The sequence below is a fragment of the Thiobacillus sp. genome (genome assembly GCF_030696885.1).
Lineage (GTDB): Bacteria > Pseudomonadota > Gammaproteobacteria > Burkholderiales > Thiobacillaceae > Thiobacillus.
On record NZ_JAUYRI010000033.1, the window covers coordinates 23,862 to 37,515 of the forward strand.

Genomic DNA, 13,654 nt, shown 5'->3' on the forward strand with positions numbered 1-13,654 from the left:
CGTGTACCTTGAATTTTTCGGTCTGAAAGAAGCCCCCTTCCGCATCACGCCGAACACCGAGTACTGGCATGCGGGGGGCCAGCGCGGCGAAATCCTCGCAGCGCTGCAATACGCCATCGGCCAGGGCGAGGGCATCATCAAGGTGGTGGGCGAAGTCGGCAGCGGCAAGACCATGCTGTGCCGCAAGCTGGTGGCGCAGTTGCCCGACACGATCGACAGCGTCTATCTCGGCAATCCCACGCTCGACCCGGACGACATGCTGGCGGCGATTCTGGCCGATCTCGGCGAGGCGCCCGCCGACGGCCGGCAGGCCCGGCTGGCGCAGCTCAACGCCAGTCTGCTGGCACGCCATCAGGCCGGACGCCGGGTGGTGGTGTTCGTCGAGGAGGCACAGGGCATTGCGCTCGACCATCTCGAGTTCCTGCGCCTGCTGACCAATCTGGAGACCGCCACCGACAAGCTGCTGCAGATCGTGCTGTTCGGCCAGCCCGAGCTCGACGTGCATCTGGCCGAGCCGCGCATCCGCCAGCTGAAGGACCGCATCACGCTGAGCCTCAACCTGTCGCCGCTGGCCGAAGCCGAAATCGCCGATTACCTGCGCGCGCGGCTGGCGGTGGCCGGCTATCGCGGTCCCGACCTGTTTCCGCCACCGCTGATCGCGCGCATGGCGCAGCTTTCGGGCGGCCTGTCGCGCCGTATCAACGTGCTGGCCGACAAAACGCTCTTGGCGGCCTACGCCGGGCAAACCCACAGCCTCGCCCCGGCGCACCTGGAAGCCGCCGCCGGCGATGCCGAAATGCCGCTTCCATCACGCTCGCAGCCGTCCCAACGACGCCTGTGGCTGGCAGCCGGTGGAATCGCGGCGGCCGCCGCGCTGGGCCTGCTGGCATGGCTCGCCTGGCCTACGCTGTCGCCCGGCATGCCGCAGCCCGTCTCGCCTGCCGCCGCGGTGTCGCCGGCGGCGCCGGCGCCCGTCGCCGAACCGACGCTCGCCGAGCGGGCGCTGCAAACCCAGCGTTGGCTGGCCAGCGCCGCGCCCGGGACCCATGTCATCCAGCTGGCTTCGACTAAAGATGCCGCCCGCGCAGCCGTATTATTGAAAAGTCTCGATGCCACCACCCCGCAACCTGTCCGGGTGCTGCACGGTCTGAGCCAGGGCAGCCCCGCCTGGATGATCCTGGCGGGCGAATTTCCCGATCGCGAGGCGGCGTTGGCGGTCCTGCGCACGCTCCCACCCTCGCCCGTCGGCGACCCGTTTCTGCGCACGGTCGGCAAAATGCGCACTGTAGTCTTGCCAACAGGATAAGGGCTCGTCGATGAATGCTGTGTTGAAACGCTCCGGATGGACAGGACTGCCGCTGGCCGGCCTGCTGCTGATCGGGGGTTGCGTGCCGCCACAGGCTTTCGACACCTCGGCCGGCCACATCAGCCAGCCCAGCCAGCCCGTCGAACTGGCGCCGCCTCCCGCCCCGGTGCGCGCCGCCCCCGCGCTGCCGCCGCCCCGACCGAGCGCCCCGGTCCCGACCTACACCGTGGTGGTCAACGACGTGCCGGTGAAAGACCTGCTGTTTTCCATCGCGCGCGACACCCAGTACAACATCGACCTGCATCCCGGCATTGCCGGCAACGTCTCGCTCAACGCCGTACAGGAACCCTTGCCCGCGATCCTCGAGCGCATCGCGCGGCAGGCCAATCTGCGCTACGAAATGAACGGCCGCACCGTGTCGATCATGCCGGACACCCCCTACGTCAAGACCTATGCGGTCAACTACGTCAACGTGGCGCGCAACACCACGTCCAGCGTCGGCGTGGCGGCGCAGATCGCCAGCACCGGCGGGGGCGGCATCGGCACCGGTACTGGGGGGGCTGGCAGTTCGGCCAGCGGAAATTCCTCCACCACCACGGTGTCCAGCGAATCCAACAACGACCTGTGGACGGTGCTCGCCGACAACATCCGCACCATTCTCGCCGGCACCCGCGCGGTCACCCAAAACACCGAGGAACGCGCCGCGCGGCTGGATGCCGAAAAACGCGCGCGCGCCGAGCGCGTGTCGCAGGCCGAGGCCGCCAGCAAGGCCGGCGCGGGCGCGGCCAGCCTGTTTACCGCGGCGTTTGCCGACCAGCCCGCGGGCGATGGCACCCACGACGTCGCGGCCAACCCGGTGGCGGGCACCGTCAGCGTGCTGGGCACCGCCAAGCAGCATGAGCTGGTGCAGCAGTATCTCGACCGCGTGATGCAGTCCGCGCAGCGCCAGGTGCTGATCGAGGCCACCATCGTCGAGGTCAGCCTGAAAGACCAGTACCGCGCCGGCATCGACTGGTCGAAAGCGCTGCAAGGCGCGACCGGCTGGTCCATCAACACCCTCGGCGGCGGCACCAATGCGCTGGCCGCTACGCTGACGCCCTTCATCCAGGCCACCTATACCAAGTCGGGCAGCAATGGCTTCACCGCCGCGATCGACCTGCTGGAATCCTTCGGCAACACCAAGGTGCTGTCGAGCCCAAAGCTGATGGCGCTGAACAATCAGACCGCGCTGCTCAAGGTGGTCGACAACCTGGTGTACTTCACCGTCAAGGCTGATACCAATCAGAATGCCAATAACACCACCACGACCTTCACCACCACGCCGCAAACCGTCCCGGTCGGCATCGTGATGACGATGACACCGCAGATCAACGAGAACGGCATGGTTTCGCTGACTGTGCGGCCCACGATCTCGCGCAATGTCGGCTTCGTCAGGGATCCCAATCCCAGCATCCCGGCAGCCTTCCCGAACCAGGTGCCCATCATCCAGGTGCGCGAGATGGAATCGTTGCTGCAAATCCGCAGCGGCCAGACCGTGATACTCGGCGGCCTGATCCAGGACGACCGCAACAACGCGCGCGACGGCCTGCCGGGCCTGTCGCGTCCGGAAGGCATCGGCGCGGTGTTCGGTCAGCACGAACGGATCAACAGCCAGACCGAACTGGTGATCTTTCTGCGCCCCATCGTCGTCTCCAACCCCACGCTGGAAAGCGAGGAGCTGCGCCAGTTTCAACGGCTGCTGCCCAGCGCGCGGAGCGCGCAATGAATAGCGCTTGGCGCGCGGAGTGCGCGCTGATTGAAACCCACGTGCGGAGTTCGCCGTGAGTCTGCTGCTCAAGGCCTTGAAGCAGGCCGAGGCCGCCCAGGGCGGCCGTACGGGGAACACACCCAACGGCCAGGCCGACGGCGACCTGGAGCTCGAGCCGCTTGCGCCCGGCGCGGCCCAGGCGCGCGAATGGGTGGAGCCGCCCGGTCTGCTGTTCGGCAGCAACGGGCTTTCATCCGATGCGCCGCGCCGCGCGCGCAACTTCCGCTGGCCGCAGTTCAGGCTGGTGCCGTTCGTCGCGCTGCTGGCCGCACTGGTGGCGCTGGGCTACGGCATCTATCTCTACTTCGCGCTGCAGCCGCCCGCTGCCGTCGTGGTTGCCCCGCCGATCGACAGCACACCCGCTGTCGCACCCACCCCTGCGCCGGTGCGAATCGCGTCGCCCCCTGCTGTCGCGATCGAGCCCGCACCCACGCCTCAAGCTGCACCGGCTACACCCGCACAAGCACCAGCGCCAGCGGCCAGCCTTGCGGCCGAGCCCGCACCTGCGATGGCTCCGCCGGCGCGCAATCTGCCGCGCAGCACGTCGCCGGCGCGCAGCCCCGCACCCACCGCGCCGCTGCTGCTGCAGGCCGACGTGCACAGCAACGTGCTCAACCAGGCCTATGCGGCTTACCAGCGCGGCGCGCTGGCCGAGGCGGAGCGGCTCTACGCCCAGGCCGCCGCCCGCACCCGCAGCGTGGATGCGCTGCTGGGACTGGCCACGATCGCCAGCGTGCAGAACCGCGACGCCGAAGCGCAGCTGCTGTATCGCGAAGTCCTTGAACGCGACCCGCGCAATGCCACCGCGCAGGGCGCGCTGCTCGATCTGCTCGGCAATACCGACAGTCAGGCCGCCGAAAGCCGGCTCAAGCTTTTGATCGAGCGCGACCCCAGCCCGCAGCTTTATCAGACCCTAGGCAACCTGTACGCCGAGCAGTCGCGCTGGAACGACGCCCAGGCAGCTTACTTCGAGGCCTTGCGCGGTGCACCGGGCAATGCCGATTACGCCTTCAACCTGGCGGTCAGCCTCGACCAGCTGCGCCAGCATCCGGCCGCACTGACGTATTACGAAAAGGCGCTTACCAGCGGCAGTGCGCACCGCTTCGACCGTGCGCAGGCCGAAGCGCGCGTGCGGCAGCTGAAGTCGGTTCGTTAAGCGCAATCGTATGGAGCGCAGAAAAAAACTCCGGATGGGCGAAACCCTGGTTTCGCAGGGGCTCATCACTCTCGACCAGCTGCGCATCGGCCTGAAGGAACAGAAGTCGACCGGCCTGCCGATCGGCCGTCAGCTGGTGGCGCTGGGCTTCATGACCGAGGCGGTGCTGCGCGACCAGCTCGCCAATGCGCTCGGCAGCCAGGGCATCGACCTCACCCAGGTGGTGGCCGACCCCGAGGCGCTGCAGCTGGTGCCCGAGGAGTTCGCCCGTCGCCACCACCTGCTGCCGATCGCGCACGATGCCGCGCGCAACGTGCTGACGCTGGCGACCACCGACATGTTCAACGTCGTCGCGCTCGACCAGCTGAAAGCCGCGCTCGGCGGCCAGCTCGAAATCGACACGCTGCTGGCGAGCGAAGCGCAGCTGCTCGAATGCATCGACAAGTTCTACGGCTTCGACCTCTCGCTCGACGGCATCCTGCGCGAAATCGAGACCGGCGAAGTCGACTACGCGAGCCTCAACCCCGAGACCGAGGAATACACCCAGCCGGTGGTGCGGCTGGTCGGCGCGCTCTTGACCGACGCGGTGAAGCGCGAATCATCGGACATCCACTTCGAGCCCGAGCACGCCTTCCTGCGCATCCGTTACCGCATCGATGGCGTGCTGGAGCAGATCCGCAGCCTGCACAAGACCTACTGGCCGGGCATCCTGGTGCGGCTTAAAGTGCTGTCGGGGATGAACATCGCCGAGACGCGCGCGCCACAGGACGGCCGCATGTCGCTGACGCTGAACGGCCGCCCGATCGATTTCCGCGTATCCAGCCAGCCCGGCATCCACGGCGAGAACCTGGTGCTGCGCATCCTCGACCGCGAAAAGTCCATCATGCCGCTGGAGCAGATGGGTTTCACCGACGACGCGCTGCGCGAACTGCAGCTGATGATGGCGCGCCCCGAAGGCATTCTGGTCGTCACCGGCCCGACAGGGTCAGGGAAAACCACCACGCTGTACTCGATGCTCTCGCACCTGAACAACGAGACCGTCAACATCATGACGCTGGAAGACCCGGTTGAATACCCGGTCACGCTGATGCGGCAGAGCTCGGTCAACGAAACGCTCAAGCTCGATTTCGCCAACGGCATCCGCTCGATCATGCGGCAGGACCCGGACATCATCCTGGTCGGCGAAATCCGCGACAAGGACACCGCCGAAATGGCGTTCCGCGCCGCGATGACCGGCCACCAGGTGTTCACCACCCTGCACACCAACTCAGCGCTCGGCGTGTTTCCGCGCCTGATGGACATCGGCATCCAGCCCGGCATCCTGTCGGGCAACATCATCGGCGTCGTCGCGCAACGGCTGGTGCGCAAGCTGTGTGCGCACTGCAAGGAAGCCTACACGCCGGACGAAGACGAGGCGCGCATCCTCGGCATCGACATCGCCCAGCCGCCGCAGATCTATCGCCCTGTCGGCTGCCCGCGCTGCAGCAACAAGGGCTACCGGGGGCGGCTGGCGCTGATCGAATTGCTGCGGATGGACCCCGAGCTCGACGAACTGGTGGCCAACCATGCGCCCCTGCACGAAATCCGCCGCGCCGCGCTCGCGCATGGCTACCACCCGCTGGCCGAGGATGGCGTCAAGCGCGTGCTGGATGGCATCACGTCGTTGACGGAAGTGGCGCGGGTGGTGGACTTGACGGGGCGGGTGTGAGGATGGGGCTCGCGGTATTTTTTCCTTTCGCGGATAAGCAGAGGCTTCGCTTTTCGCCTTTGGGCGAGTTACTTTCTTTTGCTTCGCCGCTACTTTTAGGGTCGAACATGCCAAGGCATGTTCTCCAAAGTAACCAAAGAAAAGGCGACCCCACATCGCTGCCCTGCGGGTACCCGATTTGGCGCGCGCGTGCGGGCGCTCCACCAACTCGCCCTGGCACGGGGCACAAAACGCCCCGTGCTGCGGAGCTCGGACACGGTTCCGCTTTTTTCCCGCCCGCACACGCCAAATCGGCAGCGCTGAAGGGGAACAACCCCGGGTGCCGCTCACGCGTAATGCCCACGCTTCGCCAAGCACTGGCCCATGCAAGGGCGCCCCTTGTGTGTCGCCGAGAAGCGCAGCCGGCCGAGGGAAAAAGGGGCTGGGTGTCTGAGCTCCGCAGCAGGGCACGTTGTGTGTGCCCTGCCAGGGCGAGTTCCAGCCCCGCCTCGGGTGGCGAGCATCGCAGGGGAGCCGAAGGCCGACACACCAGGGGTGGCTTTTTCTTTGGTTACTTTCTTTTGGCCACGCAAAAGAAAGTGACTCGCCCAAAGGCGAAAAGCGAAGCCGTCGCACACCAGAACAACCTGGCGAGGCACCCCTAACCCATGCCCTTCTTCGACTACCGCGCCATCGATCAAACCGGCCGCAGCGTCAAAGGCACGCTGTCGGCGGTCAACGACATCGACCTCGAACTGCGGCTGAAGCGCATGGGGCTCGATCTCATCACGCTGGCCGAGCTGTCGCGGCAATATGCGCCGAGCGGACGCGAGCGCGTGACGCGGCGCGACCTGGTGACCTTCTGCATCCACATGCGCTACATCACCCGCGCCGGCATTCCGCTGTTGGAAGGCTTGCGCGACCTGCGCGACAGCATGGAAAAGCCCGGCTTTCGCGATGTGCTGACTGCGCTGCTGGAAGACCTGGAAGGCGGCAAGGTGCTGTCGCAGGCGCTGGCCGCGCACCCCGCGGTATTCGGTGCGGTGTTCGTGCACAGCGTGCGGGCGGGCGAGCAGACCGGTCTGCTGGACGCCGTGTTCGATCGACTGGCCGAATCGCTGAAGTGGCAGGAAGAGGTCGCCTCCAAGGCCAAGCGCCTGATGATTTACCCTGCCATGGTGCTGACCGTCGTCGGCGCGGCCATCATTTTCCTGCTGGTGTATCTGGTGCCGCAGGTGCTCTCGCTGGTGGAAACCATGGGCGTGGTGCTGCCGCTGCCCACGCTGATTCTGATGGCGATATCGAACGCGCTGCGTTCGTACTGGCTGGTCTTTCTGCTGCTGATTCTGATTCCGGCCATCGGCCTGCCGCTGTGGGTACAACAGAGCGAGGCCGGGCGCGAATGGTGGGATCGCACCCAGTTGCGGCTGCCCATCATCGGGCCGGTCGTGCAGAAGATCGCGCTGTCGCGTTTCACCAGTACGCTGGCGATGATGTACCGCTCGGGCGTCACCGTGCTCGATGCGCTGCGCGCGGGTGAAATGGTCGCCGGCAACCGGGTGATCGCCGGCGGCATCCGCCGCGCGGCGCAGCAAATCGCCGACGGCCGCGGCCTGTCCGAAAGCTTCCAGTCGGTGGCGCTGTTCCCCCCGCTGGTGCTGCGCATGCTGCGCGTGGGCGAAACCACCGGCGCACTCGACGAGGCGCTCGACAACGTGACCTATTTCTACAATCGCGAAGTGCTCGATTCGATCGAGAACGGCCTCAGGGTGCTCGAACCCCTGCTCACCGCCATTCTCGGCCTGCTGCTCGGCGGCATCCTGGTGTCGGTGCTGCTGCCCATTTACGACCTGATCGGGAATCTGCCGCTGTGATCATGTTCGATCACCGCCTCATATTGCTTGCCACACCACGTCAGATTGGCGTGCTCGACTGGCGCCCCGGGCAAATGCACTGGCTGGGCGAATATGCCAACGACACGGCCGGCTTGGCGGCCTTCCGCCAGCTGGTAGTCCGCCATGCCCAGCTTCCGGTGCTACTGGTGGTCGACACCGTCGACGAGGACTACCGCAGCGAAGTGCTGCCGCATGTGCAGGGCCGCGCGCGCGCGGAACTGCTGGCGCGCAAGCTCAAGCAGGTGTTCCGCAATGCGCGCTTCACCGGCGCCTGGCGGCAGGCGCGCGAAACGGCCGGCCGCCGCGACGACCGCTACCTGCTGGCCGCGCTGCCCGATGCCGAATGGCTGACACCCTGGCTCAGCGTGCTGCACCGCGAACAGGTGCCGCTGGCCGGCATCACGCCGCTGGCCGTGGCCTACCAGCACCTGCTGTCCAGGCTGCGCGCGCAGGAGCCGCACGTGCTGCTCGCCTGCCGCCTCAACAACAGCCTGCGGCTGTCCTACTATCAAAACGGCCTGCTGCGCTTTTCGCGTCTGATCGGCAGCGACACGCCGACCCAGTTTCCCGGTAACGCGGCCGACGAAATCGCCAAAACGCAGCTCTACCTCACCGGCCAGCGCATCCTGCCGCGCGAAGCGCGCCTGCAGGTGCTGCTGCTCGATCCCAGCGGCCAGCTCGACAGCGCGCAGGCGCCGCTCAATGCAGACCCCGCGTTTCGGGTCCAGATGATCGACATGGCCAGCCTCGCGCGTGCGCTGCGAATTCCCGATGCCTACCTCGCCGCCACCCCGGAAGTTGCGCCGCTGGCCGCGATTGCAGGCGAGTCCTTGTTGCTGAATCTGGCGCCACCCGAACTGCTGCAGCGACACACCGAGTTCCGCTGGCGGCGCGGCCTGCACTGGGCGGCCGGCCTGATTGCCGCAGCCAGCCTCACGCTGACGGCCAGCTACTGGCTGCATGCGCAGGACCTGCTCAATGAGGCACAGAAAATCGGGGCCGAAGCGCAACGCGGCGACGCCCGCCATGCCGCCATCGTGAAGAATTTCCCCGCGCTTGCCACCCGCCCCGACCAGCTCGGCCACACCCTGGCGCTGGCGCAGCAGATCGAGCAGACGCCGTTCGATCTCAACGCGCTGTATGTGCCGCTGGGGCAGGCGCTGTCAGCCCATCCCGAGGTGATGGTCAAGGTCCTGACGCTGGCACAACTGTCCGACCGCAGCGCGGACATCACGCTCGATGCGCAGCTGGCCGATTTCGACGGCAACTACCGCGCGGCCATGCAGCGCATCGACGGCTTCGTCGCCACCCTGGCCAGCGCACCCGGCGTGCTGTCGGTCGAGCGCGTGAGCAGCCCGATCAATACCGCATCCACCGCCACGCTGAGCGGCCGGACCACGGGCAATGCATTGCCCGAGGAAACCCGTTTCAGCGTGAACCTGCAGGTGCGCCCATGATGACCCGGCCCCCCTTCGCCTCGCTCAAAACCAGCATCGCGTTGCTGCTTGTTGCCGTGACGCTGTCTGCCGTGGGCATCGTCTGGAGCAGCATGCAGCGCACGCAAGCACATGCCGAGCTGCAACGCCAGCAGGCCGCGCTCGATGCCACGCATGCGCGCCAGGCACAGGGGCAGGCGGAGGCACGCATGATCGAGCAGCACCTGGGCGCCTATCACGCCCTGGTTGCGCGCGGATTCGTCGGCGAGGAAAACCGCCTTGCCTGGATCGAGGCCGCGCAACTCGCCAATCAGGATGCCCGGCTTTACGGACTCACCTATACGCTGTCGCCGCGCACCGCTGCGCCGGCGGCGCTGGCCGGCGGCCTGCCCTTGAAGCAGACCCGCATGGTGATCAAGATGCCGCTGCTGGTGGAGACCGACCTGCCGCGCTATCTCGATGCCCTGCGCGCCCGTTCGGCCGGCCTGTTCCGCGTCGATCACTGCCGCCTGACCCGCAGCAGCGATACCGCGCCGCAGCCTGTCAACCGCCCCGAACTCGACGCCGAATGCGAACTGCTGTGGTATACCGTGATGGCTGATACGCCGGAGGCCAAATGAGCCCGCGCCCCAATCGTCTCGCTGTGCTGTCCGTGTGTCTGCTGGCCCTGGCCGGCAGCGGCGTGAGCCTCGCTGCCGATCCCGGGCGCCTGTTCTATACGCCCGCCCAACGCGCGCAACTGGAAGCTGCACGCGCCCGCAACGTCACCCGGGTCGAGACCCGCATGCCCGCGTTCAGCGCGCCGCCGGTGCGCTTCGATGGCGTGGTCATCCGCTCGGACGGTCAGGGCACCGCCTGGGTCGACGGCCGGCCGCAGACGGGCACAGCCGGGGTGCCCGGCCTGAAGCCCGGCCAGATCCGCGCCGACGAGCGGGTTTACGAACCCTACCAGGTGCTGCGCCCCGCTCCCGCCCCGCCCGCGGCGCCCGCCGTCAAGGAGCCCAACCCATGAAGCGGATACGCGGCTTTTCCCTGATCGAACTGGCCATCGTGCTGGTCATCGTCACCCTGCTGATCGGCGGGCTGGCCGTTCCCCTGACCGCACAGATCCAGGCGCGGCGGATCGCCGAGACCCGTGCGGACATGAATGCCATTCGAGAAGCGATCATTGGCTATGCCATGCGCCAACCGGCCGGCCAACCCTATTTACCTTGTCCTGACGATGGCACGGGTTTAGCGGAAGGAGACGAAGGCAGTCGTGATGCCGGGCGTTGTCTGAACACCCGCGGGAAACTACCCTGGCGCACCTTGGGTGTGGACAATGCCGATGCATGGGGAAATCGCTTTACCTACGCGGTAACAAGGGATTTCACCAACGACAGGTCGCTAATACTCGTTAATACCGGGTTCGACTCCAATACGCCTGGCGATCTGGAGGTGCATAAAGGCCAAAACTGTAGCGATGCTGGCATCGCCCATCAAGTTGCAGTGGTCGTCGTGTCGCACGGACCAAATGGTCGAGGCGCGCAAAACAAGGGCGGTGGTACGCCGCTGGCACCGGCTCAAGTACCCGCCAGCGAACGAGCAAATCTGGTCGTGCCGACAGCCCCATGCACAGAGACGGATTTCGTGAGTCTCACTCCGCTCGATGACGATTTCGACGATTTGATCGTATGGTTACATCCCAATACGCTCAAGAATCGGCTATGCCAGAACGGCTGTCCCCTAAATTCGCCACCGTAGCCTGCAGCCAGAACGTCACCCGTCCCGGCTGATTCTCCGGCAGCTCAAGCCGGAACCCGGAGCGCGCCGCCTGGCGCGCGGCCTGATAGAGTCCCACCCCCAGTCCGAAATCCGATGCCACCGGGCTCAGGAACAGGTTGCGCGCCACATGCTCGGGCGCCGGCGCGCCGCTGTCGGTAACGGTCAGGCCCAGCAATGGCTGCAATTCCAGCCGCACTTCAATCGCCACGCCGGGCTCGCTCTGTCGCTTGCGCAGGGCATTGGTCAGCAGGTTGTCGGCGACGCTGTCGAACAAGTCCTGCGGCACCGGCGTGTCATCGACCGCCTCGGCAAAAAACCGCACGTCATCGTGTTCGTAGCGGGTTTGCAGCGCGCGCCACCACACCTGCGCCGGCATGTAGGCGGCCTCGGTTTCGGCCGGCTGCTTCAGCTTGTCGACGGTTTGCGACAGGCGTGCCGCCAGTTGCGGCAGCTGGCGGCGAATCAGCGCAAGCAGGCGCTCGCTGTCATCCGGGGTGGCGGTCTCGGCCGCGGCGAGCAGGGTTTTCAGCGACTGCAGGATGTTCTTCACGTCGTGGGTCAGGCGTGCGCCGGTGTCATGGATCGCCTGACTGTAGGCCTGTTCGCGCAGTGTCTGCTCGCGCACCTTGGCGGCATAAAAATACCCCAGGAGCTGCGACAGCAGGCGCACATGCAGTGCCAGCGCCGGCGTCAGCGGACGGCTCGATTGCCAGGTGACGGTCAGGCCGTGGAAATCGTGGCTGATACCGTGTTCGGCGGGCTCGCCGAAGCGCCCCTCGCCGCGCGCCGCCTGCCAGTGACCGCCGCGGATCCAGGTCAGCTCGTGCAGGTCGGCCAGCGCATCGCGCACGAAGGATTCGGGATCGCGCTCGCGTTCGGCCCGTGTCGCCAGCCGCTGCGCCCAACCTTCGAAGGGCAACCCCACCGACAGCAGATAGCGCGAGGTGACCTGGCCCAGCCCGGCAAAACCGGCGCGTGGATTCCACAGCCACGACAGCGCCAGCAGCAGGGCGGCCATGCCCAGCAGCGTCTGCACCAGCGCCCAGGCATAGCTCACCTGGGCCACCGCCACCACCGCGAACACGCCGAGCGCCATCACCATGATCAGCAGCGAGAGCATCAGCCCGTAAATGAAATCGAGCGTGGACGACCCGCCCCGCACCCGCGCCGCCGGCAGGAACAGAATGATCAGCGGCAGCAGCGCCAGGCCATAGCGCGCCGCGGTCTGCATCGTCGCCGGCAGCAGCGCCGCGCCGCCCAGGCTTTGCGGCAGCACCCAGGCCAGTAGCAGCGCCAGCAGATAGGCGAGGGCCAGCAGGTAGCCCAGCCGTCGCCCCTCGTGCTGCGAGGCCGCCACCGCGCCCACCAGCCCGGCCAGGATCGCCAGCCACAAGGCCATCACCCAGGTGCTGTCGACCAGCACCAGCAAGGCCGCCATCGCAAACACCGGCACCGCCAGCCGCGGCTCGATGCGCGTTTCGCTGCGCACCAGCGGCTGCCACAGCAGGAACAGGCCGTAATGCGCCAGCAGGAAAGCGCGCGTCACCGTCGCGTCGGCATCGAGCACTACCGCCACATGCAGGGCCAGCAGCATGAGCGCCAGCCAGCGCTCGGGCGCCACACGGGTGAAGCGCGCGATCAGCGCTGCCATCCCGTCGGGGCGCGCAGCAGTTTCAGCGCGCTCAGACATGGCGCTGCGCATTCCGGACGTCGACACAAAACGACACGCGGCAGCGACGCACGGCATGGCACCCGCACACAGCGAGGGTGTCGTCCGGTCGACTCACCCTGATGTAATTCCAACAATGGCGTTGCACATTCGTCAGTTCAGCTGGGTTTTTTGCGGACATTTATCTTGTTTGTTATTGATTATCAATGTGTTGACATGAGACCCATACTGGCACGTATTTTGCAGGATTGGCAAAACCAAATGACGATAACGGAGCAACTCACCATGTCCCACCCCAATTTTCCGCGGCACCAGTCAGGCTTCACGCTGATCGAGATCGCCATTGTGCTGGTGATCATCGGCCTGCTGCTTGGCGGCATCCTCAAGGGGCAGGAGCTTATCACCCAAGGCCGCATCCGCAACGTGTCGAACGACCTGCAGTCGATGACCGCCGCCATCAACCTGTATCAGGGCCGCTATCTGGCGCTGCCCGGCGACGATGCCGGCGCAGCGGCACGCTGGACCATAACCGCACCTACGCCCAGCACCGGTACCGTAGGCGACGGCGTAATTGCCGGCGCCTACAACACCGCCACTGCCGCCGACGAGTCGCGCCAGTTCTGGCTGCACCTGCGCCGTGCGGGACTGGTGGGGGGCGCCGTCAACGACAGCAACCCGCCCAATGCCGTGGGCGGCGTTACCGGCGTGCAAACCATCGCCTTCGGCCTGCCCGGCATCGTGGTCTGCACCAATAACCTGCCGGCCGTGATTGCACAGGCCATCGATACCCAGTTCGACGATGGCAACGCCATCACCGGCTCAGTGCGTGGCGCCACGGCAATGGTCGCCACAACGCCCACAGTCAACTATGTCGACAACGGCTCCAACTTCTATGTCGTCTGCATGCGCCCCTGACGCAAGCCCATTGCTGCCG

Annotated in this window: 11 protein-coding genes; 10 read left to right on the forward strand and 1 reads right to left on the reverse strand. The window is 66.5% G+C overall.

Annotated elements, in window-relative coordinates; all coding sequences use genetic code 11:
* The first annotated feature begins 1 nt into the window (after position 1).
* From Q8R61_RS14210 to Q8R61_RS14250, 9 genes are all read left to right on the forward strand, one after another.
* Entirely contained in the window at positions 2–1,306 is a 1,305-nt protein-coding gene (locus Q8R61_RS14210) for an AAA family ATPase (protein ID WP_305538413.1), read from the forward strand.
* Between the two features lie 19 nt (positions 1,307–1,325).
* Positions 1,326–3,071 (forward strand): secretin and TonB N-terminal domain-containing protein, encoded by a 1,746-nt coding sequence (locus tag Q8R61_RS14215; protein ID WP_305538616.1) that lies wholly within the window; start codon positions 1,326–1,328, stop codon positions 3,069–3,071.
* A gap of 55 nt (positions 3,072–3,126) precedes the next feature.
* The gene (locus Q8R61_RS14220; protein WP_305538415.1) at positions 3,127–4,269 is read left to right on the forward strand and encodes a tetratricopeptide repeat protein; all 1,143 of its coding nucleotides are present in this window, start codon (positions 3,127–3,129) and stop codon (positions 4,267–4,269) included.
* Between the two features lie 10 nt (positions 4,270–4,279).
* Positions 4,280–5,977, forward strand: coding sequence for a GspE/PulE family protein (locus Q8R61_RS14225; RefSeq protein ID WP_305538417.1), 1,698 nt, complete (start codon positions 4,280–4,282; stop codon positions 5,975–5,977).
* 647 nt (positions 5,978–6,624) lie between these two features.
* A complete protein-coding gene (locus tag Q8R61_RS14230; protein ID WP_305538419.1) occupies positions 6,625–7,830 on the forward strand; it encodes a type II secretion system F family protein in 1,206 nt (401 codons plus the stop codon).
* Positions 7,831–7,832: 2 nt separating this feature from the next.
* The gene (locus tag Q8R61_RS14235) at positions 7,833–9,308 is read left to right on the forward strand and encodes a monoheme cytochrome SoxX (RefSeq protein ID WP_305538421.1); all 1,476 of its coding nucleotides are present in this window, start codon (positions 7,833–7,835) and stop codon (positions 9,306–9,308) included.
* On the forward strand, positions 9,305–9,907 hold the full coding sequence (locus Q8R61_RS14240; RefSeq protein ID WP_305538423.1) for a hypothetical protein: 603 nt from the start codon (positions 9,305–9,307) through the stop codon (positions 9,905–9,907). Before Q8R61_RS14235 ends, Q8R61_RS14240 begins: the two co-directional genes overlap by 4 nt.
* Positions 9,904–10,299, forward strand: a complete 396-nt coding sequence (locus tag Q8R61_RS14245) for a hypothetical protein (protein ID WP_305538425.1) — start codon at positions 9,904–9,906, stop codon at positions 10,297–10,299. The genes Q8R61_RS14240 and Q8R61_RS14245 overlap by 4 nt, the downstream gene beginning before the upstream one ends.
* Positions 10,296–11,030 carry a type II secretion system protein gene (locus tag Q8R61_RS14250; RefSeq protein ID WP_305538427.1) on the forward strand — a complete coding sequence of 245 codons (735 nt, stop codon included), beginning with the start codon at positions 10,296–10,298 and terminating at the stop codon, positions 11,028–11,030. Before Q8R61_RS14245 ends, Q8R61_RS14250 begins: the two co-directional genes overlap by 4 nt.
* Here Q8R61_RS14250 and Q8R61_RS14255 read toward each other — a convergent pair.
* Positions 10,981–12,741 (reverse strand): HAMP domain-containing sensor histidine kinase, encoded by a 1,761-nt coding sequence (locus tag Q8R61_RS14255; RefSeq protein ID WP_305538429.1) that lies wholly within the window; start codon positions 12,739–12,741, stop codon positions 10,981–10,983. The genes Q8R61_RS14250 and Q8R61_RS14255 overlap by 50 nt on opposite strands.
* 264 nt (positions 12,742–13,005) lie before the next feature.
* Between Q8R61_RS14255 and Q8R61_RS14260 the strand changes: the two genes are divergently transcribed.
* The gene (locus Q8R61_RS14260; RefSeq protein ID WP_305538431.1) at positions 13,006–13,635 is read left to right on the forward strand and encodes a prepilin-type N-terminal cleavage/methylation domain-containing protein; all 630 of its coding nucleotides are present in this window, start codon (positions 13,006–13,008) and stop codon (positions 13,633–13,635) included.
* The last annotated feature ends 19 nt before the right edge of the window (positions 13,636–13,654 follow it).

What these genes read in the sequence shown, in the direction of transcription:
- Q8R61_RS14225 (WP_305538417.1), top strand. Translation starts at nt 4,280, where the DNA reads ATGGAGCGCAGAAAAAAACTCCGGATGGGCGAAACCCTGGTTTCGCAG.
- Q8R61_RS14230 (WP_305538419.1), top strand. Translation starts at nt 6,625, where the DNA reads ATGCCCTTCTTCGACTACCGCGCCATCGATCAAACCGGCCGCAGCGTC.
- Q8R61_RS14235 (WP_305538421.1), top strand. Translation starts at nt 7,833, where the DNA reads ATGTTCGATCACCGCCTCATATTGCTTGCCACACCACGTCAGATTGGC.
- Q8R61_RS14240 (WP_305538423.1), top strand. Translation starts at nt 9,305, where the DNA reads ATGATGACCCGGCCCCCCTTCGCCTCGCTCAAAACCAGCATCGCGTTG.
- Q8R61_RS14245 (WP_305538425.1), top strand. Translation starts at nt 9,904, where the DNA reads ATGAGCCCGCGCCCCAATCGTCTCGCTGTGCTGTCCGTGTGTCTGCTG.
- Q8R61_RS14250 (WP_305538427.1), top strand. Translation starts at nt 10,296, where the DNA reads ATGAAGCGGATACGCGGCTTTTCCCTGATCGAACTGGCCATCGTGCTG.
- Q8R61_RS14255 (WP_305538429.1), bottom strand. Translation starts at nt 12,741, where the DNA reads ATGTCTGAGCGCGCTGAAACTGCTGCGCGCCCCGACGGGATGGCAGCG.
- Q8R61_RS14260 (WP_305538431.1), top strand. Translation starts at nt 13,006, where the DNA reads ATGTCCCACCCCAATTTTCCGCGGCACCAGTCAGGCTTCACGCTGATC.